This is a genomic window from Adhaeretor mobilis, from assembly GCF_007741515.1.
In the GTDB taxonomy this organism is placed as follows: domain Bacteria; phylum Planctomycetota; class Planctomycetia; order Pirellulales; family Lacipirellulaceae; genus Adhaeretor; species Adhaeretor mobilis.
The window spans coordinates 1704284-1723299 of the sequence record NZ_CP036263.1; the positions used below are offsets into that span (position 1 = coordinate 1704284).

Annotated in this window: 19 protein-coding genes, 1 tRNA gene and 1 pseudogene; 12 read left to right on the plus strand and 9 right to left on the minus strand. The window is 55.5% G+C overall.

Going from position 1 to position 19016, the window contains the following annotated elements:
- The first annotated feature begins 21 nt into the window (after nucleotides 1-21).
- Nucleotides 22-1476, plus strand: coding sequence for a sigma-70 family RNA polymerase sigma factor (locus tag HG15A2_RS06695; RefSeq protein WP_391483919.1), 1455 nt, complete (start codon nucleotides 22-24; stop codon nucleotides 1474-1476).
- A gap of 122 nt (nucleotides 1477-1598) precedes the next feature.
- Here the strand turns inward: HG15A2_RS06695 and HG15A2_RS06700 are convergent, their stop codons facing one another.
- The gene (locus tag HG15A2_RS06700; protein ID WP_145059049.1) at nucleotides 1599-2555 is read right to left on the minus strand and encodes a serine/threonine-protein kinase; all 957 of its coding nucleotides are present in this window, start codon (nucleotides 2553-2555) and stop codon (nucleotides 1599-1601) included.
- Between the two features lie 416 nt (nucleotides 2556-2971).
- Here HG15A2_RS06700 and HG15A2_RS06705 point away from each other — a divergent pair, with 416 nt between their 5' ends.
- Complete coding sequence (locus tag HG15A2_RS06705; RefSeq protein ID WP_145059051.1) at nucleotides 2972-4021, plus strand: DUF1559 family PulG-like putative transporter; 1050 nt, start codon at nucleotides 2972-2974, stop codon at nucleotides 4019-4021.
- Between the two features lie 7 nt (nucleotides 4022-4028).
- Here HG15A2_RS06705 and tyrS read toward each other — a convergent pair whose 3' ends face one another.
- Together tyrS and ispD are read right to left on the minus strand one after the other, a co-directional pair.
- Nucleotides 4029-5345 (minus strand): tyrosine--tRNA ligase, encoded by a 1317-nt coding sequence (gene tyrS / locus HG15A2_RS06710; RefSeq protein WP_145059053.1) that lies wholly within the window; start codon nucleotides 5343-5345, stop codon nucleotides 4029-4031.
- A 129-nt stretch (nucleotides 5346-5474) separates the two neighbouring features.
- Complete coding sequence (gene ispD / locus HG15A2_RS06715) at nucleotides 5475-6227, minus strand: 2-C-methyl-D-erythritol 4-phosphate cytidylyltransferase (RefSeq protein WP_145059055.1); 753 nt, start codon at nucleotides 6225-6227, stop codon at nucleotides 5475-5477.
- A 189-nt stretch (nucleotides 6228-6416) separates the two neighbouring features.
- Between ispD and HG15A2_RS06720 the strand changes: the two genes are divergently transcribed.
- The gene (locus HG15A2_RS06720; RefSeq protein ID WP_145059057.1) at nucleotides 6417-6998 is read left to right on the plus strand and encodes a GNAT family N-acetyltransferase; all 582 of its coding nucleotides are present in this window, start codon (nucleotides 6417-6419) and stop codon (nucleotides 6996-6998) included.
- Nucleotides 6999-7088: 90 nt separating this feature from the next.
- On the opposite strand, the gene HG15A2_RS06725 is transcribed toward HG15A2_RS06720, so the two are convergent.
- The gene (locus tag HG15A2_RS06725) at nucleotides 7089-7655 is read right to left on the minus strand and encodes an RNA polymerase sigma factor (protein WP_145059059.1); all 567 of its coding nucleotides are present in this window, start codon (nucleotides 7653-7655) and stop codon (nucleotides 7089-7091) included.
- A gap of 499 nt (nucleotides 7656-8154) precedes the next feature.
- Here HG15A2_RS06725 and HG15A2_RS06730 point away from each other — a divergent pair, with 499 nt between their 5' ends.
- The 4 genes from HG15A2_RS06730 (at nucleotide 8155) to HG15A2_RS06745 (ending at nucleotide 11284) form a co-directional block, all read left to right on the plus strand.
- Entirely contained in the window at nucleotides 8155-8430 is a 276-nt protein-coding gene (locus HG15A2_RS06730) for a ferredoxin family protein (RefSeq protein WP_145059061.1), read from the plus strand.
- 437 nt (nucleotides 8431-8867) lie between these two features.
- Nucleotides 8868-9305: a TadE/TadG family type IV pilus assembly protein gene (locus HG15A2_RS06735; RefSeq protein WP_145059063.1), complete on the plus strand. Its 438-nt coding sequence runs from the start codon at nucleotides 8868-8870 to the stop codon at nucleotides 9303-9305.
- A gap of 6 nt (nucleotides 9306-9311) precedes the next feature.
- A complete protein-coding gene (locus tag HG15A2_RS06740; protein ID WP_145059065.1) occupies nucleotides 9312-10472 on the plus strand; it encodes a VWA domain-containing protein in 1161 nt (386 codons plus the stop codon).
- A gap of 80 nt (nucleotides 10473-10552) precedes the next feature.
- Nucleotides 10553-11284, plus strand: coding sequence for a TadE/TadG family type IV pilus assembly protein (locus HG15A2_RS06745; RefSeq protein ID WP_145059067.1), 732 nt, complete (start codon nucleotides 10553-10555; stop codon nucleotides 11282-11284).
- 131 nt (nucleotides 11285-11415) lie between these two features.
- Here the strand turns inward: HG15A2_RS06745 and HG15A2_RS06750 are convergent, their stop codons facing one another.
- Complete coding sequence (locus HG15A2_RS06750; protein WP_145059069.1) at nucleotides 11416-12054, minus strand: HNH endonuclease; 639 nt, start codon at nucleotides 12052-12054, stop codon at nucleotides 11416-11418.
- Nucleotides 12055-12989: 935 nt separating this feature from the next.
- On the opposite strand from HG15A2_RS06750, the gene HG15A2_RS06755 reads away from it, so the two are divergent.
- Nucleotides 12990-13289 carry a hypothetical protein gene (locus HG15A2_RS06755; protein ID WP_145059071.1) on the plus strand — a complete coding sequence of 100 codons (300 nt, stop codon included), beginning with the start codon at nucleotides 12990-12992 and terminating at the stop codon, nucleotides 13287-13289.
- A gap of 114 nt (nucleotides 13290-13403) precedes the next feature.
- Here the strand turns inward: HG15A2_RS06755 and HG15A2_RS06760 are convergent, their stop codons facing one another.
- Both HG15A2_RS06760 and HG15A2_RS06765 read right to left on the minus strand, forming a co-directional pair.
- Nucleotides 13404-14495 (minus strand): hypothetical protein, encoded by a 1092-nt coding sequence (locus HG15A2_RS06760; protein ID WP_145059073.1) that lies wholly within the window; start codon nucleotides 14493-14495, stop codon nucleotides 13404-13406.
- A gap of 38 nt (nucleotides 14496-14533) precedes the next feature.
- A complete protein-coding gene (locus tag HG15A2_RS06765; protein WP_145059074.1) occupies nucleotides 14534-15025 on the minus strand; it encodes a hypothetical protein in 492 nt (163 codons plus the stop codon).
- A gap of 225 nt (nucleotides 15026-15250) precedes the next feature.
- On the opposite strand from HG15A2_RS06765, the gene HG15A2_RS06770 reads away from it, so the two are divergent.
- From HG15A2_RS06770 to HG15A2_RS06780, 3 genes are all read left to right on the plus strand, one after another.
- Nucleotides 15251-15499, plus strand: a complete 249-nt coding sequence (locus HG15A2_RS06770) for a hypothetical protein (protein ID WP_218932366.1) — start codon at nucleotides 15251-15253, stop codon at nucleotides 15497-15499.
- A 279-nt stretch (nucleotides 15500-15778) separates the two neighbouring features.
- Nucleotides 15779-17347 carry a 2-isopropylmalate synthase gene (locus HG15A2_RS06775; RefSeq protein WP_145059076.1) on the plus strand — a complete coding sequence of 523 codons (1569 nt, stop codon included), beginning with the start codon at nucleotides 15779-15781 and terminating at the stop codon, nucleotides 17345-17347.
- Between the two features lie 124 nt (nucleotides 17348-17471).
- Nucleotides 17472-17557, plus strand: a tRNA-Leu gene (locus HG15A2_RS06780).
- Nucleotides 17558-17702: 145 nt separating this feature from the next.
- On the opposite strand, the pseudogene HG15A2_RS25055 reads toward HG15A2_RS06780, so the two are convergent.
- Nucleotides 17703-18524, minus strand: a pseudogene (locus HG15A2_RS25055) (tyrosine-type recombinase/integrase); the annotation flags it as partial.
- Between HG15A2_RS25055 and HG15A2_RS24495 the strand changes: the two are divergent.
- Nucleotides 18429-18755 (plus strand): hypothetical protein, encoded by a 327-nt coding sequence (locus HG15A2_RS24495; protein ID WP_246117899.1) that lies wholly within the window; start codon nucleotides 18429-18431, stop codon nucleotides 18753-18755. The pseudogene HG15A2_RS25055 and the gene HG15A2_RS24495 sit on opposite strands and share 96 nt — an antisense overlap.
- 12 nt (nucleotides 18756-18767) lie before the next feature.
- On the opposite strand, the gene HG15A2_RS06790 is transcribed toward HG15A2_RS24495, so the two are convergent.
- Nucleotides 18768-18989 (minus strand): hypothetical protein, encoded by a 222-nt coding sequence (locus HG15A2_RS06790; RefSeq protein WP_145059078.1) that lies wholly within the window; start codon nucleotides 18987-18989, stop codon nucleotides 18768-18770.
- Nucleotides 18990-19016: the final 27 nt, after the last annotated feature.

Below are 19016 nucleotides of genomic sequence, written 5' to 3' on the forward strand. Positions count from 1 at the left end.
AACGGGAAATCTGCAACAGACTTGCCTGCTACTAACGGCTCGACCGAAGTTCCTGAGCCATCAACCGGTTCTACCACTGCGATTGACGACCCCGTACGCATGTACCTGATGCAGATGGGCGAGATTCCGATGTTCAGCCGGGAGGATGAGGTCTCAGCGGCAAAGCAAATTGAAGCGACCCGCCAGAAGTTCCGTCGGACCATGCTGTGCAATGATTACATGCTCCACGGCGCTGCCGAGCTGCTCCAGAAAGTCGCCAATGGCGAACTGCGGCTCGATCGTACGATTGAAATCTCTGTGACCAACACGGCTGAGAAGAAACGCATTCTGAAGCGGATTGGCCCCAACCTACAAACCATTCGCGAGTTGTTAGCACAGAATCAAACCGATTACCGTCTTGCTTTGAGCACGAGCAAGCCTGACAGTGCAAAGCACGACGCTTGGCGACGGATGGTTGTGCGTCGTAATAAGGTGATCCGTCTGGTTGAAGAGCTCAACCTCCGTATCCAGAAGCTGCTCCCCATCATGGAGCAACTTCACGAAGTCGCCCGACGTATGTCCACCGTGAAGAAGCACCTTGCCGATCCCGAACGCTGCCTGTTGAAGGACAATGAGCACGAGCTGCAGGAGGAACTCCGATACCTCATGCGAATTACGCTGGAAACCCCAGCGACACTTGGTCGGTTGGTGCGGCGCACTCTTCAAAGGAAGCGAGCCTATGATCTGGCCAAGCGGAACCTCTCGGCTGCGAACCTGCGATTAGTCGTCTCTATTGCTAAACGTTATCGCAATCGGGGAATGAGCTTCCTGGACCTCATTCAAGAGGGCAATACGGGCCTCATGCGAGCGGTTGATAAGTTCGAGCATGCTCGCGGGTACAAGTTCAGCACCTACGCAACCTGGTGGATTCGTCAGGCAATCACCCGGGCAATTGCTGACCAAAGCCGTACGATCCGCTTGCCGGTTCACATGATAGACACGATGAGCAAGATTCGCACAGTCAGCAGCGAATTCGTACAATCCCACGGCCGCGAGCCCAACCCAGAAGAAATCGCAGAGATTGCCGGAATGTCGGTCGAAGATGCTCGTTGCGTTCACAAAATGACTCGACAACCGCTTTCGCTCGACCAACCTGTCGGTGATCACGAGGACAATTTCTTTGGGGAGTTCCTCGAAGAGAATCGAGAAGAGGATCCGCTCTACGATACAAATCTGGAAGCACTCAAGGAGCGACTTGAAGAGGTCATGGAAGAGCTGACCTACCGAGAACGAGAAATCTTGCGACTTCGCTACGGCTTGGCCGACGGATACACCTACACGCTGGAAGAGGTCGGCAAGATTTTTTCTGTGACTAGAGAACGGGTTCGTCAGATCGAGTCAAAGGCCGTGCGTAAATTACAATCGCCGTATCGATCGCGTGCATTAGCCGGATTCCTCGACGGAGCGGAAGAGTCGTTGCCTGCTGATGTGCAGTAAAAGTGTTGGGGAGCCCTATCACTTCAGGCACATCACGTTAGCTGTCAAGCTTGCTCGCCGTGGGGACTGAAACGCGGAGCAAGGTCAGCGCCGAAATGGTTGGAATTGAATCCATTGTTAGATTAGTGCGAACTGAAGCTGGCGATCTCCAGCCGCACGAGTTCCTCGGCCACTATGCCGGCCGACTCGGGCCGGCGTAGGGGGTCTTTCGCCAAGAGGCGGTGCACCAGCGATGCCACCGCCTTGGGCGTTTCGCTTTGTCGCTCACGAATGCAAACCGGCTTCGTCTCGCGGTGCATGCGAATGAGTGACTCAGCATCGGCTGCTTTATGGGGCAGCACGCCAGAAAGCATTTCGTAAAGCATGACGCCAAGACCATACAGGTCGGCCCTCAGGTCACAGGAGAGACTCGATGCGACCACTTCGGGGGCAATATAGTTTAGCGTGCCGAACACAGGTTGAGTCGCCCAGTGTTTGGCTTCTCGCGGAGAGTGGACAAAACCGAAGTCGATGAGCGTGGCGTGACCATCGGGGGCGAGCATCACGTTGGCCGGCTTTACATCGCCGTGGACCATGCCCGTCTTGTCGTGCAGGGCTTCGAGAGCTTCGGCCACCTGGCGGACGATCCACAATGTGACCGATAGTGGCAAGCGTCGTTCGCGCTGAAGAACCGCTGCTAACGATTCGCCTTCCAGACGTGGACTCACCACGTAGAACGGTGGTTGCTGCACTCCACAAGAAAGCACTGGTAGCAGATTCGGATGCGTGGCGCGCCGACCGACCCATGCGCTGCGGCGTTGCATTTCAATCGCGCCCGCATGCCTCCACCACTCTTTGCGAAGTACCTTCACGGCGTAGGCCGCCGGTTGCTCGGCTGGCGAGTCGGCCGGGCGAGCGAGGTATACCCTGGCCAATTCGCCTTCGTGGAGTAAGCGAACTAGTTGCCAGGGGCCAATACGTCCAATTGCTTTGTTGCGAGCGCCTTGGTTGAGGCTGGACTTGGTACTGGTGGCCGAGGCGGTTGCTTCGGACAGTGACGCACGGTTGGTGCGATCGGCAGTGGGCTCGAGTGTGGCCATGCAGTGCTATCGTTGAGTTTTCTGGATCGAAGAGGAGCCGCGCCAGCAGCGGGAACAGCCGGCGGTTCAACTAGAGCATCGGCCGGTCCCGTACCATTTCTCAAAGCCACGTGGGAAGAAAAGTACGCGGATATCCGCAATCTGCTAGCACACGTGGAAAGCTGCAACGGCCACGACGTCTTTGCCTTGATGAGGAAGCATTCTCTCGGGCAAGCACCGCTCTCCGCTAGTTCTTGCAATCCGGTTCAGCACCTCGAATCGGATGTCTTTCTCGCACATTTCTGGTTGTTAATTCATCTTTCCTCGTTGACAGCTCGGAAGGAGACCCGATAATCGCTGCTGGTCAGTTGAGAGTGAGTCTCACTAGCAAATGCCCTCCTCCCAGTCCTTGGCATCAGAACACAGAGCCCAAAGCCATGCGAAAGAGCGTTAAATACCTCGGTCAGATCAAAAAGCACAGCGCATTTACGCTCGTTGAGCTGTTGGTGGTGATCGCCATCATCGGCGTGTTGGTCGGCCTACTTCTTCCCGCGGTGCAAGCTGCCCGCGAGGCGGCACGACGTATGAGCTGCTCCAACAATATCCGCCAGCTGGCTCTCGCAATGCACAACTACGAGTCGGCCAACGGCAAATTCCCGCCGAGCCTGTTCATTGGCAAGAATCAATATCGCTGGAGCGCGCTCGCTCGGGTGATGCCCTACATGGAGCAAGGCAACTTTGCTAGCAGCGCCGATTTCAATCAGGACTATCACGATGTCTTTCTGGATGGCGTGCTGCTCAAGTCGAAACGTATGGATATGTTGGTTTGCTCCTCGGAGGAGAAAGACGAGCAGCGTTTTGCGAGCGATGGCAGCCCCAGTGACTATCTCACGAACTACAGCGTGAATTGCGGAGTGTGGAAAGTGTGGGACCCAGCCAGTCGCGAAGGTGGCGATGGAGCCTTCTTCCCCAATTCGGGTACCAGCGCTCGCATGGTATCCGACGGGATGAGCAACACGCTCATGCTGGCGGAAGTGAAGGGATGGACACCCTATCTACGCGACGGTAAGGGGGCCGACGCGACTGTACCTAGCGACCCAGCAAGCATCAGCGGCCTGGGAGGGGACTTCAAGACAAACTCAGGGCACACCGAGTGGATTGACGGCCGTGCTCACCAAAGCGGCTTCACAGCGACCTTCCCACCCAACACCACAGTGCTCCACGAAAAGGACGGCGTTCAATATGATGTCGACTTCACCAGCTGGCGTGTACGCGGTTGGGACCCGGCCGACCCAGCTGCATTCCTAGCGGAGACTGACGTGACCTACGCGGCTGTGACTTCACGCAGCTATCACTCAGGCAACTCCGTGAATGTGGCCATGATGGATGGCTCGGTGAAGAGCGTCAACGGCGACATTGACCTACTTGTGTGGCGCGCGTCGGCTACGCGCGATGGCGGTGAAGTCACGACACTGGATAACGACTGAGCGGACCCTACCTAAACCGCAGCAGTGCGTATTTCTTCTTCCCGCTCCGCAGCACCACGGTCGTTTCGCTCGCTAGGTCCGCGTTTGTGACGGTTTGCTCCAGCCCTGCCACGCGACGGTTGTTAATGTAGGCTCCGCCCTGCTGGACGGTGCGGCGAGCTTCGCTCTTACTCTTGGCTAAACCTGCTTCAACCAGGGCATCTACGATGGCCAGCCCATCTCCGCCTAGTTTATCCGTGGACAACTCCTTGCTCGGTACTTCGGAGAAAATCTGGCCCAGTTGCTCGTCATTCAAGTCGGCAATCTCGGCACCGAAGAAAATACTCGTGGCCTGCTCAGCGACTTCTAGGCCATCTTGGCCGTGTACGAGCAGAGTAAGCTGTTCGGCCAACTGTTTCTGAGCCATGCGTTTTTCTGGATGGGCCGTCTGCACGGTTTCGATGTCTTCGATTTGCTCACGTGAAAGATCGGTGAGCATTCGCAAACATTTCGAGGCGTCCGCATCGTCGACGTTCACCCAGTACTGAAAGAATTGGTACGGACTCGTGCGCAACGGATCGAGCCACACCGCGCCCGATTCTGTCTTGCCCATCTTCGTGCCATCGCTCTTGGTAAGCAGCGGCCACGTAAGACCGAACAATTGAGGCCGTCCCATGCGGCGAGCCAAGTCGATCCCTGCGGTAATATTTCCCCATTGGTCGCTGCCGCCAGCTTGCAATTCGCAGCCGTGCTCGTCGTTCAGGTGAACAAAGTCGTAGGCTTGCAGGAGCATGTAGCTGAATTCGGTGTAGCTCATGCCGCTGGCATCGTCGGAAGCAGTTGCCGATTTATCGGGTCCGTCACTTCGACCTAGGCGGCTCTTTACGGAGTCCTTCGCGAGCATCACATTTACGGGGAAGTTCTTGCCGACGTCGCGAAGAAACTCTAGGTAGGTCCACGAGCCGGTCCAGTCGAAGTTGTTTGCCAGCACAGCCCCGTTATCGTTTGCATCGAAGTCGAGAAACTTACGCATCTGCTGACCGATGCCCTCGACGTTTTTCTGAAGTTCATCCTTGCTGAGTAGATTACGCTCGGCGCTCTTACCACTTGGGTCGCCGATCATGCCTGTCGCACCACCGACCACAGCAATCGGCTTGTGCCCGGCTTGCTGGAAACGCCGCAGCACCACGAGTCCCATCAGACTACCGACATGCAGACTATCGGCCGTGGGGTCGAATCCTGCGTAGACGGTACGTGGCTTCTCATCGAGCCAAGCTGCAATGCCAGCGTCGTTGGTGGTTTGGTGAACGAGGCCGCGCCACTGGAGATCTTCGTAGAAAGACATTTTGCAAAAGGGAAAGAGGAATGTGGGATTGGTGATTGTGCAATGATAGTGGGGAACAGCCCCAGAGAGTATGCGGAAAAATGTAGCCCGCGAGCTACGCCTCGCATGAAGGCATAAAGGCGGAAGAACTTACCGCCACATATCGTCCCCCGCGAAGGGATTCACACCACCAGTCTTGGTCTTGGGGGCAATTTTCAAGATTTGCTCGGCGAGTCGCAGATCGCCCTTTGTGGTAATCTTGATGTTTGTGGCCGCGGATTTCACAAGCGTGACCGGCTCGCCCAAGCGTTCGACCAGTTGAGCATCGTCAGTGGCCGATTCATCACCGCGCTGCGAATAGGCTTGTTCGATGAGCTCACGACGAAACACCTGCGGCGTCTGCGCTTCCCACAAGCCGCTGCGATCAACGGTTTCGGCCACGCTAGTTTCAGTCCCACTGGTGCTGGCCTTAGCACGCTTTAGCGTGCCTGCAATAGGAGCGGCCAGCAACGCTGCCCCCGACTTCTCTGCGGCGGCAAATACGGCGTCTAGCTGCTTTTCAGTCACACATGGGCGGGCCGCGTCGTGAACGGCCACAGTATCGATTTCGTCGGATAGTTTTCCGAGCGCATTGGCAATCGAGTCGCTACGCTCTTTGCCACCGGTGCAAACTTCGATACCCAGAATCGCTAGATTCGCACCGAACTTGCGTTTGAACTCTTCCTGGTCTTCCTCGGCCACCACGACGATCACCTGCTTCACGTCTTTTCGAGCGAGAAATTTCTCCGCCGAATGCAACCAAACGGCCCGTCCGGCAAGCATGGCGAACGGTTTCTTGTAGTTCTTGTCGCCAAATCGGCGGCTTGCGCCGGCGGCAGGTAAGATTACGGCAATATTGCTCATAGGGAATTCAGTAGTTGTAAGATGGGCAGCGAAATTAGCAGGGGCGGGCCTATATCTTAGCCACGAACGTCACAAATCGACACGGAGGTTATTCTACGCCTATCTCGATAAGTAGCCTAAACTAAGATTGAGACTACTCGAAATGGGCAACTATCGCATAAGGCGTTTGAAGAGCAGTGGCAGGTGATTATGACCAGCGAAGATCCAATTCGAATCGAGACCTTGCTGGCGGACGATATCGATGAACCGCTGGCCCGCAGCGTGAGCGAGTTGCTATGCAGGGTCTGGCCCAAGCCGGGGCGTACGGTGGAAACGCGGGTGGAGCAGTTCCTAGCCGAGCGGGGCGTTTACCAGGGGCCGCCAGAACAAGCGCCTAGGAGTTTTCTTATCCGCGAGGGCAGCAAGCCGATCGCGTTCTCCTCGATCCTCTCCAGGACCATACGCACAGAAGCGGGCCGGATGACGATTGCCGGGCTTGCCAAAGTGTGTACGGACCCTGAGCAACGAGGGCATGGCCTGGGAGAGAAGATTGTCAGGGCTGCTCTCGCACCCATCGACGATGGCTCTTTCCCGCTGGTCCTGTTTCAAACCGACGTGAGTGTCCAGCCGTTCTACGAGAAACTGGGCAGCCGGAGGGTTGAGAATCGAATTGTGAACTCGCTGGCCGACGATCCGGAAGCGGACGCATTTTGGCATCCCGTGATCATGATTTATCCCAAAGAAGCGCAGTGGCCAGAGGGGACGATCGACCTACAGGGGCCTGGATATTAGCCGCGGGCCAACGGCCTGCCGGAGAATTGCCATGGCAACGCAGACCCAGACTGATCTCTTCTACAGTGAGCCCGGTCACAGCGAACACGCTTACAGCGAACTCTGCTCAGCACTTCGCAGCTTCGCACGAGCGCGGCTCAAGAGCGGCCCGACGCTGTTGGTGGGCATGCCGGTGGTACGACCGATCTCTTGATAGGTTTTCCCCTCCAAGTGATACATGCGTACAACGGCCGCTTCGGAGCTGTCCAATTGGCCCATCAGGCGTTGAACTTCTTCCTTGTCGGTGATGCGTTGTTCCGTGTCGGAGGGTTGGGCTACCGATTCCGCGGTCGCTCTATCCAGTGAAACCGATTGATCTGTCTTGAGGAGTTGAGCTACCGCAACGCGGCGTGCTATGACCGTCAAATAAGTCGCTAAGCTAGCCTCGCCGCGGAAGTCGCGGAGCACTTGGTAGTCATTGCGAATGATCGTCAATAAGACCTCAGCAGCCAAGTCTTCACGGTCGGCATTGGAAAGCATAATCGCACGACTTTGTGCCGAGTGATTGATGACGTGCAAGACCAGCCCCGTGAAGCGGTCGACAAAATCTTCCCAGGCCCGCGACTTGTGTGACAAGCAGTCGGAAATGAGCGTGCGATCAAGATCAGAGAGTGCCACTACTACACCTAGAAAGACAGGAAGCCCCAGTGCGAATCTGCGTTGCCCAGAGAGTACACGCTCCAGCCAATCGAGGCTGTAGCAATGGGAAGGAGGGATTTGCAGAAACCGCACGTCTCTATCGATTCTAAATACGACTCCCGGCTGCGGCAAGCGAACAATCGGCAGAAAGGCAGCTTAAAAAGCCGGAAACAGGCCACTTTACGCTTGCAAAATAACCCGCGCAGACTACCTATTCCGGAGTCTTGACGCCCTGAGAGCAGACCTTTAGGATCGGCGAGAGAGGGTCACGAATTGCCTGAATGGCGATTCGGAGGTCCTTCCGGGGTAAACACTTGCCCGAGGTTTGCCGATAGGGGTATCATCCCCTGTAGGCAGGGCACGAGAAACTCCCCGGAAACTTTGGAGTGCTTGACGCTCGGAAGCCAGCCAGACATCAATCAAGGCTTAATTAATCAAAAGAGGCTGCAGAACCGGCGGCCGCAAGGAGAAACAGAAAATGACGCATGTTGTTGCCGAACCCTGCTTCGGGTGCAAGTACACCGATTGCGTGGTTGTTTGCCCTGTTGAATGCTTCTACGAAGGCGAACAAATTCTCTACATTCACCCAGATGAATGCATCGATTGCGAGGCATGCGTCCCTGAGTGTCCCGTAGAAGCCATCTTCCACGAAGACAATGTGCCTGAAGAATGGGAAGGATTTACGGCTTTGAATGCCGAAATGGCATCCCAGTGCGAAGTCATCACCGAGAAAAAAGAACCATTGTGTGACTAACGGTTCGCTTTGGGTGATTTTCAGTGCATTCAATAGCACTAGATCTTCGATAGCACTAGGTCAATGACCGACGAGACGCCGGCTCGATCCGCATCGAGCTGGCGTTTTCTCATGCGCTCCTCTTGCGCTAAACATCTTTGGCCAAATCGGCTTGTTCGGTCGTAACGGTCGTAACGGTCGTAACGATTCTCTTAGCAACTCGCTGCGGCAGGATGCAGCGGAACGCCTAACCGGCCACGCAAATCCGTCGTCTTAATGCTTTCCGACCTAGTCTTTAAATGAGTCTAGGCTCGTTCCCCTCTTCACTTGCTACGTTTCGCGCGTCGTTTTTCACCTGCGCGAAAAGTAGACAGTTGGCGAGAGCTTCAGCACTCGCAATGCCTGCTTCCCATCCAGCGGAGGGCGTTGGACCTTCCCCCAAGTGAATTTATCGAGTCATGGTTACTTCACGAGAAAAACGCACTCGACGCGCTGCTATCACTCACCCAGCAACTACGCGTCGTGGCGCTGCTGCTACGGAACTGGCCGTTTGCTTGCCTATTATCACGCTGGTCGTGTTTGGCTCGATCCAAGCTTGCGGTTTGGTTTACCTCAAGCACACCGCTACAAGTGCAGCCTACGAAGCCACCCTCGAACTTGCTAAACCAAATGCATCAAACGCTTCGGTATTGGCCCGCGCCACTCAAGTGCTCGCCGCAATGAACGTCACTGGGGGCACGGTGGAGATTCTTCCGGAGAACACCAACATCGCCCAAGCGACTGCAGGTGATGCGGTTAGCATTGTTGTTACCGTACCCGCGTCTCCCAACTTAGTAGTGAATGTGTTCTTCATGAATCCTGATCTCGTCATTGCCCGTCTGGCCGCAACAAGGTAGTCCCCTATGAATGCCCACATAGCTATCACGAAAACCAAGTCCCAGGCCAACCGGCGTGGCGCCATGCTGCCCCTGATTGCGTTTCTACTGCCCGTTCTGCTAATCTTCCTCGGCTTTGCTGTGGATTTGGCCTACATGCAGAACACCCGCATGGAACTGCGAGCGGCCACCGACGCGGCGGCACGTGCCGGTGCCACAGAACTTTCACGCACTGAAGACATTGCCGCGGCACGCATTAAAGCACTCAACGTAGCTGAAGCTAACTCGGTTGCTGGTGCACCCCTGAAGCTGGCTCCCTCGGACGTTGAAGTGGGGCGCGCTTTGCCTGACTCGAATGGTAAATGGGTGTTTACTCCTAACGGCACACCTCCCAACTCAGTGCGAGTAAATGGCCGTCGCAACCAAGGCTCACTCAGTGGCACAATCCCGTTGTTCTTCGGCAGGATCGTCGGTAGCCAGGACTTCGAGCCTGTACAACTAGCGACCGCGAGTTTCTTAAACGTTGATATATGCCTTGTGCTCGATCGTTCGTCATCCATGAAACTGAGGGATGACTCGAATGAGAGTGGCATGTACCTGAGTGATAGTCGATTCTGCAGCGCCCCGTACAGCAATAGTCGCTGGGTGGCCCTCGACGGAGCGATTCGAATCTTTACGCAGGCACTTAGAGACACCGACGCCGACGAAAAGGTTGCCTTGGTTACGTACTCCAGTGATTTGTCCTACTACAACCCACCCTTGTGCGGGGCCTATAGCGATCCGAGTAAGCTCGATTCGACACTCCATACGAACCTTAGCAGGATCGAAGGAAAAATGGACGATTACCGCGACGGGGTTTGGAACGGAAACACCTACATCGAAGCTGGCATGAGAACTGCGCTCACCGAACTACAGCATCCGACGCGCTCCCGCGACTTTGCAGACAAAATCATGATTGTGCTCACGGATGGCCATCAAAACGAGGGCGACGCATTGGATGCTGCCAACGACTGTTCCGACGCAGGAGTTATTGTTCACGCGATCACCTTCAGCAGTTTCGCCGACCAAAATACGATGCGAAACGTCGCCAACGCTGCTGGTGGGCGGCACTACCACGCTCACGACGGCATCGCACTCGGCGACGTCTTCAGAGAGTTGGCCGCTCAGATTGCCCGACTTACCGAGTAATTCGTTCCTTCAGGGCTGCACCTGATCATCTCCATCGGACATCTCTTCAATCAAATATCGCGACCTAGATAAGGCCACCCATGAACACACGATCGCAACACAGCAAATTCACGAGAAGCAACTGTCGCGGTGTAACGACCGTGGAGTTTGCGCTGACCGCACCTATCTTGTTTTTGATGGTGTTCGGCGGAATTGAGCTAAGCCGCGCGAACATGCTCATGCACACGAGCAGCATTGCTGCGATGGCAGCTGCCCGTCAGGGAATTGTCCCTGGTGCGACCAATGCTGAATGCGTTGCTGCCGCTCAAGCAGAGCTAGACATTGTGGGCATCACCTCGTTCAATCTCGAGGTGAATCCAACGGTGATGGACAACGGGACAACTCAAGTGATTGCTAATTTGACGGTTCCTGTAAATGGCAAGAACGGTTACTTTCTTCCGCAATTCTTCGTGGGTCGATCGATCTTCAAGACTGTCACTTTGCAGCGTGAAGGCAAGCACGATGCCATCGACAACGAGACGGAGCAATCTGCTAGCGACCCAGAGGACGCCTACGATGGCGAATCCGGCTACTACAACAACAGTGGCCACGCTGGAAACGGCGAAGAATCTGAGGGCGAAAACGAAGAGGACGAGAACCTCGGGAACTACGGTAACTACCACGGATCTGGAGATGGATCTGAAAACTCAGACAGCGGAAACTCTGGAAGTGGAAACTCTGGAAGTGGAAACTCTGGAAGTGGAAACAATGGAAACCACTACGGCCACGGAAATGGAAACTCCGGCCATGGCCATGGAAACTCGGGCCACTGAAACAACGGCCATGGCGAGAGTCGCCACTAAATCATCACCAAGCTGATCGGACACACAATTTGCCGCAGGGCAGTTGCTCCGCGGCACTTTGTGTATCGTTTCGCTTAGGGTCGTGCTAGCTCAAGTCACCGCTACTTCAAATCGACGGACCAGTAGGCCGAGTCGAGGAACGTTTTCCAGCTAGCGTACTTTGGATTGCCCAGTTTGATGGTCATCATAGGGCTACGCTTAGGGCGTATAGGCTCGTTGGCGAGTTTCATGCCAGCTTCCTTGGGAGTGCGACCGCCCTTGCGGACGTTGCACTTCACGCAAGCGCAAACCAAGTTCTCCCAGGAAGTCTCGCCGCCGCGGCACGTTGGCAACACGTGGTCGAGACTCAATTCATTCGTGGGGAATCGCTTGTTGCAGTACTGGCAGCGATTGGCATCGCGTGCGAACACATTGCGACGATTCAATCGCACACGCTGCTTAGGCAGGCGATCATAGTGGAGCAATCGCAACACTCGCGGAACGCAGACCTCGAAGTTGATACTGCGTATCCAGTCCTCGTCGGGGCACTCTTCCTTGACTTCCGCACGCAGCTCGCTAATCTCGCGCCAGGAGTCGAAGTCGTAATTGCCGTAGACCCCGTCTTCGATGTGAATGACTTCGGCGATGCTATTGATCAGCAGGCCAAAAGCGCGACGTACGTTGATCACGTGAACCGCCATATACTGACGGTTCAATACTAGGACACTGGCATCGAGGTTGCTCGCTCCGTTGTTTAACATACGACTGAACTTTCCTGAGAATAATGTTCCTGAATGATTGCGGAGATTTGTGTTGATAAGTGTTCGGGTGCTCTAATACTCCAAATCTTTTCTCTGAATCAATGGCTAAACGTTAGCCGCCAATTATCAATGCCATGTGAGGGCGGCGCTGCCCGATAGCGATGAGACAACGCCCCATGCCCGAAAGGCGCACGCAAAGCGTCCCTCGATTCGCAGCGCACTATATGGCTACACGGCGAAAGTTCCGGGATCTCACCGGTTCACACCCGGGCGTGTCGCCTGCCTGTCAGTCACAGAGACTCGTCGACCACAAATGGTTCGACTTGGCTCCTGGGTTCTATTCTATGCGCACTAGAATTTGATTTCCAGCACGGAATTTTGCATGCAGAGTGCTATAAGGCTTCGATTTCTTGTGTTTCTAGATAGTTCTTATCGCGCCAGCTTACCCATCATTGACGGTTGTCTGGCATCGACGCTAACACTTTGGAGCAAGTAACTTATAGCGATTGGTGGCAGGCGCTGATGTTAAGCGACCTCCCTTTTGGCACCGTTTGCTTGTCGAAACTTGCAGCGAGTGATTCATCTGAAAGCCCCACCAGTCGCTCTAACTCAGTAAAAGCAGGGCATGCGATTTGCTGGTCAGCCGAACTACGATCGAGGACGCAATTGGTCAGACTCTGCTACCGGCTGATCGTCGAAGACTAGCCAAGTTTATTTGTTGAAGAGAAGTGATTTGTTGAAGAGAAGTGCAAGTTTACCTTGCGACCCGGCTTGCTTTGTCGTTAGGATGGAACTGTTGGAGGTTTGTTACAGCATGATTGATATTGCGATCGCAACCTTGGAGCAGGCAAAGGAAATGCCTGACCTGTCGTATTCGGCTTCTCACGGAGTCACACGATGGCAACGGATTCTCCTCATCACCCAGGGGCGGGTAAATGATTCATTACACTTGCGACTCATGTAAGAAACAGATCGATCCGGAGCAGGATGTTCGCTATGTTGTACGACTTGAAGTCTACGCTTCGCTGAACGGCGAGGAGGAGAGCGACGACGATCGTGATCATCTCGAAGAGATTCAAGACATTCTAGAAAGTCTTGATGTCGATGAGGACGAGATTAGCGAGGAAGTGTACCACAAGTCACGTTACGATTTGTGCAGTGTCTGCCGCGAACGCTATCTCCGCAATCCACTGGGCTGCATTGTGCGACAGCAAGTCGGTTTCAGCAAAAACTAGTTGCTGAGTTTGGGGTCTTCATAAGCCGTCAGATTGAACGACTTGCAACTGACGCTAGACGGCTTACACCTGTCTGTCAGCTTAGCTCGCGTTCTGGCTTAGAATCTGGCTGACCTAGTGCCTTGTCACACCGCCAGCAGGTAGTCTCTGCACGGGTTGCGTCGGCTGTCCAAGCTGTTGCACCTGGATGGTTGGCTCCTGCACTGGAGTAAGTGACTGCGCCGGTGCAGGAGAAATGGAACTTGGCAAGCTGGCCACTGTCGCTGCGGGTGTTGGGCCGTACCAGTCGGCACCGGAAAGCTGTCCGCCGACCGTCGCCGGTGCTAATCCTCCAGCTGCCCTGCCCAGGTCCATCAAAGGTACGCCTTGCGGTTGTGGCATCGCCCAAAGCTGAGGTGATGCCGCGACTTGGTTAAGTACCACGGTGCCCATGTCAATCGTCAGCGATAACTGAGCGGCTGGCATTTGCACGCTGATACGCTGCGGCAGCGACACACCGACCTCTGGATAATACCTGTGTGATTCCGCGACTGTGCTGGCGAGTAGCGCCCCTTCCGACGTATAGACATGCTGCTCTAGCACTTGAGCCGTTGTGGAATTGACAACGGTATTCTTCGTGAGTTGACCCATCGGCGAGTTGACGACGGAACGAATCTCCACGGTGCCCTTACCGTGGGGCGTAGGACCTTCGTGGAAGTCGCTAGGCTTGAATTCAACGAAGCCGAGAGCGTCGAGCAGCCACTCCGGCTGGATCGGCATCATGCGCTGAGCAGCGCTTCCAGCGAACTGATCGTGCCGCGAATAATACACGGCTGGTGGCTCGTTGCGTCTCACCCACAGCCAGAATAGCTCGTCGTTGCTACCCAAGTCGACTTCCGCACCCGTGAGTGCCGTCGAAGCTTGAAGCCGAATGCGCCCCGGCCGTTCCGCGGCAATATTGCCACTCAGCGAGGGAATGCCGAGCATGCCAGGTACAGAGATTTTTGCGTTGTTGGTTTGCAAGCTTCGCAGCTTTACCGAGTTTTGATTTACAGCAGCCATGACTTGATCGAGCGACATGCCAGGAACGAGAACCGCCGGCGCAGGCGGACCAGAATTGCTGAACGGATTGCTCCAAGTCGATCGACAACCAGCCAGCAGTATGCAAGCCACTAGCGGTAAGGCGAGCTTCGATCGAGTCGTTAAGTTGGTTTGATTTCTCAGCAAGGTTCCATCCACAGAATGATTAGTCGCTGGATTAGTGGCTAGCCCGCGTAGAGCAGCTCATCGATCTTTTCTTGCAAGGCGTCGGCTTCTTGGGGATGGGGCAAGGCGACTTTCAGGTGGTACTCCTCACCGCGGCCACTACTTGTGAGCACCAGTACTTCGCGGCCTTCGTTTTCGCGTGTTTCTTCTAAGCGAAGTACTCGCCGACGCACGAGCAGCAAACCGAGGACGTAACGAAAGCTTTCCTGAGAGCGTTTCTCCGCAAGTTCTACAAACAGACTTAGCAGTACCTCGTTAGGCGCGAGCTTCGGCTCGTCGTCACCTGTGGGCATTCGGAATCGCCACCATCCGAGCGTTTCGGCAAGCTTCTCCTCGGACGGTTGCTCCCAATGGGCGGCCGAATAGTCAACTCGAACGGTATCCAGCCCCTCTAGCTTCAACACGGAGTAGCAAACTTCACCCGGCTTCAGCTCGACGCCTGAATCGGAGCAAGTGCGCGTACAGCCCTTTACGTCGAAGTCGTTTAGCATGGGTAGCCTTTCTAAACTCGAAGTAAGCTTCGATTTTGCAGCTTTGGTACGAAAGCAACCTAGGGACCACAATCGGCGCGAAGGGTAGGACAATTCCCTCCTAGCGGCAAGCGAATCTGACGGTGCTAGCGTCGCTCAGGGAAGCTTCACTTGGCACTGCGGGCTGATTTATCTACGATTCCACATCAAATGTTGCAGGAGTCTTGATTGCAGGAGGCCTGGCGCGTGAACCCATACGGAAACCAACTCGACCTCTCTAGCCCGGCAAGCCCGCCGCCGGCTACGGTGCGCGATAGTCGCCGCGAGGCGACTCGTTTTCTCGGCATCCACTTCGCCTGCTGCGAGGTTTACTCGCGGGTTTACATGAACTCCAGTGGCACCGCATACGTGGGGCATTGCCCGCGGTGCGCTAAGCGGGTTTCCTTCCAAATCGGCTCCGGCGGCACCAGCAGCCGCTTCTTCACAGCCGGTTGAGCCGCTCGCGGCTCGGCCGAAACTACCAAAAAAACCCGAACCTTGACCCGCGCCGCTGCGTCGTCTAAAACAGAACTAGACAAAAGTCCCCTACACCTAGTGAAAAACCGATGCCGAATTTACTACTCAGCCTGCTATTACTATTGCCGCCGTCTAGCAGGCCCTGAGGTTCGTATGCAATTCCAATAAGCAAATAAGAACCCTGAGGCCCGCCAAGGCTTCAGGGTTTTTTTTGTTTTCCGCTACTTTCCGATCACTACTCCATTTGCAGTTGAAGCCATGCCCTCCTCCGACAAGCCAAGTTCCGACCAACCGGTCGTTATTTTCGACACCACTTTGCGTGATGGCGAGCAATCGCCTGGCTGCAGCATGAATCTCAGTGAGAAGCTCGAGGTGGCTCAGGCGCTGGTCGACTTGGGAGTCGATGTCATCGAAGCCGGTTTTCCAATTACCTCCGTCGGCGACTTCGAGGCAGTCTCGGAGATCGCCAAGATGGTGGACGATGCTACCGTGTGCGGCTTGGCTCGATGTCGTGAGCAGGACATCGATCGAGCGTGGGAAGCCCTGCAGCATGGTAGCAACACGCGCATCCACGTATTTTTGGCAACGAGCGCGATCCATCGTGAATTCAAGCTTCGAATGGATAAGGATGAAATCGTCCGCCGTGCAGTGGCTGGAGTGGAGCGGGCTCGCAATCTTTGCGACAACATCGAGTTCTCTCCGGAAGACGCCGCTCGCACGGAAATAGATTTCCTCTGCCGCGTCGTGGAAGCCGCCATCTCCGCTGGTGCCACGACCGTGAACATTCCCGACACAGTCGGTTATGCTACGCCGGCGCATTTTCAGCGCGTGATCGAAATGCTTGTGAATCGCGTTCCCAACATCGATCAAGCGGTTATTAGTGTTCATTGTCATAACGACCTTGGGCTTGCGGTTGCTAATAGTCTCGCAGCGGTTGAGGCCGGTGCCGGTCAGATTGAATGTACGATTAACGGTCTGGGTGAGCGTGCCGGGAATTGTTCGTTGGAGGAAGTCGTCATGGCGATGCGCACGAGGAACGACTACTACGGCAAAGACACCAACATCAACACGCAACGCCTCGTGCCTATCAGCCGCTTGGTTTCCGGCATTACGGGTATGACCGTGCAGCGGAACAAAGCGATCGTGGGCCGCAATGCATTCGCTCACGAGGCGGGCATTCACCAGGATGGCATGCTCAAGGAGCGTTCCACCTATGAAATCATGCGCCCCGAGGACGTCGGCTTTACCAAGACCGACTTGGTCTTAGGAAAACACAGTGGCCGTGCCGCTTTAGCGGACCGGGCGAAAGCCTTGGGTTTTCATCTCGACGGCGAACTCCTCGACGCCGTGTTTGCTGATTTCAAAAAGCTCGCGGACAAGAAAAAGGAAATCTACGACGGCGATATTGCCGCCTTGATCGAGCAACGCAACACACAAGTTGCCGACCAGTGGCAGTTGGAGTCTTACGAAGTGCAAGCCCACAGCGACGGTACCCCCAAAGTGACGGTGACCCTCAACCGCGGCGAGCAAACCGAGTCCGCCACCATTACTGAAGGCGATGGCCCATTGGATGCCCTGTTCCGCGCGATCGAAACCATTACGGATCGCTCCGTTGTAGTGCGCGACTTCCGAGTACAAAGCACTTCCAAAGGCAAGGACGCCCAAGGCGAGTCGCTTATCGAAGTGGAACACAACGGCAAACTCTACCGTGGCCGTGGCGTTTCCACCGACACGGTGGAAGCCGGCGCCCGCGCGTTTCTCAACGCAATCAACCGCGTGGAAGCAGGTTTTGGGCAACAAGTTGGGGAGCCTGTCGACGCGGTGTGACAGCCACGCTTTCCTAACCCCGACTGCCTACGCATCCTTGCTCATTCGGAATGACCCCGCTTGCCACCACTCCCTTGATCAATCATCATTCTTAAATCACCGACCTTCGATGAGTAATCCACTCGGCCGAGTGGCGGAATTGGCAGACGCTCTGGACTTAAAATCCAGTGGGGGGTAACCCCCGTACCGGTTCGAGTCCGGTCTCGGCTACTTGTACGCTTGTACAGATATGACTCAGCACGACAGGAGCGGCTATTCTCGCTGTTTTGCTTTCTGTTGTCATACACTGACCATCGCTTGCCGGCGCTGACTGCGTCGCATTTTGCGTCGCTTTGCTGAAGTGGTCGTCGGTTACTTGCAGATAGTGCTTCGCGGCGACGGCTTGGCTGTTGCCGATCCATTCGCAGACGACGTGTTGCGGGAACTTTTCAGCTAGTTCCGTTTGTCGCGTGCTGCGTAAATTCTGAAACAGTTTGGGCCACGGTTCCAAACCAGCACGTTCGATGATCCGGCTTAGTTGCGTTCTCAGGTTCGAGTTGCTGCCTCGATAGCGGCTGATGACGTGAACACTGCCCGCCGGTGCCGCGTCGAACACTTGCTCTAGGCGTTCTCGCAATTCGGGGAACAGCGGAATCGTGCGGCTTGCCTTGCCGGCATGGTGTTCAGTTTTCGGGCTGACGATTCGCAGGCGGTCGTTCTCCCAATCGACGCAATCCCACGTCAAAGCTAGGTGCTCGCTGGGGCAGCGTAGGCCGCCGTAGCGACTGAGGGCGAAGATCAGCCGCCACTCGGCATCGGGGCAAGCCTCGATCACTTGTGCGGCCACTTCTGGCGTCACAAAGTGGAATCGATCGGGGTTAGCTTGAATCGTCGAGCGAAGATCGGCAAACGGGTTGGAGTCGATCAGCTTGCTACGGTGGGCGGCTTGAAAGAATGTCTTGGCAACGGCAATATGCTTGCGAACCGTGTTTTCGGCGCGGGTTTCCTTCAATTCGCGACGCCATTGGTCGGCATCGCCAGGAGTGATATCGCGTAGCGGTCGGGTTGCTCCGAACTGCTTCACTAGCAAGTCGCGTGTGGTGTGGTATTTCTTAACCGTCAGCGGCTTCACGTCGCTGCGGCTTTCGATGTAGTCGTTCAAGTAGTCGGCAAGCGTCGCCGATGCTCGCTGACGCACCAGCCCTGCCCTTGCGAGCCGGTCAGTCATCACATCGTCGAGGGTCGCTACCCAGCGGGCCGTATCGGCATCGACAGGTTCGCGGCTGATTTGAGCATTCAGCAGATACTCGATTCGCGTCTTAACGGCTTCGGCTGCTCGCTTGGGGAGTTTCCCAAGGCGCAACGTCTGCCGCTTGCCGTTGGCGTTGGTGAACTGAACTTTGCGGGTGCCGTTTGCTGCGGTGGATAGGCTGGCCATCGGTTATCGCTTTCGTTTGCGTGGTTGTAGTTCCAACTCAAAATAAGCCGCCAGCTTGTCGGCAGCGCTTAGCAGCAAGCCGGTTTCGCCCCGGGCAAACTTCATAAGCGATTGCCGTAGCACGCCCGTTTCTTTCTCTAGGGCTTGGAACGACAGCTCGCAGTTGTTCACCGCGTCGCGGAGGGCTTCGGTAATGGGTTCGTTAGTGTTTTGTTTCGGTGGCATGTAATGCAGGTTACACTATTGGGCGAC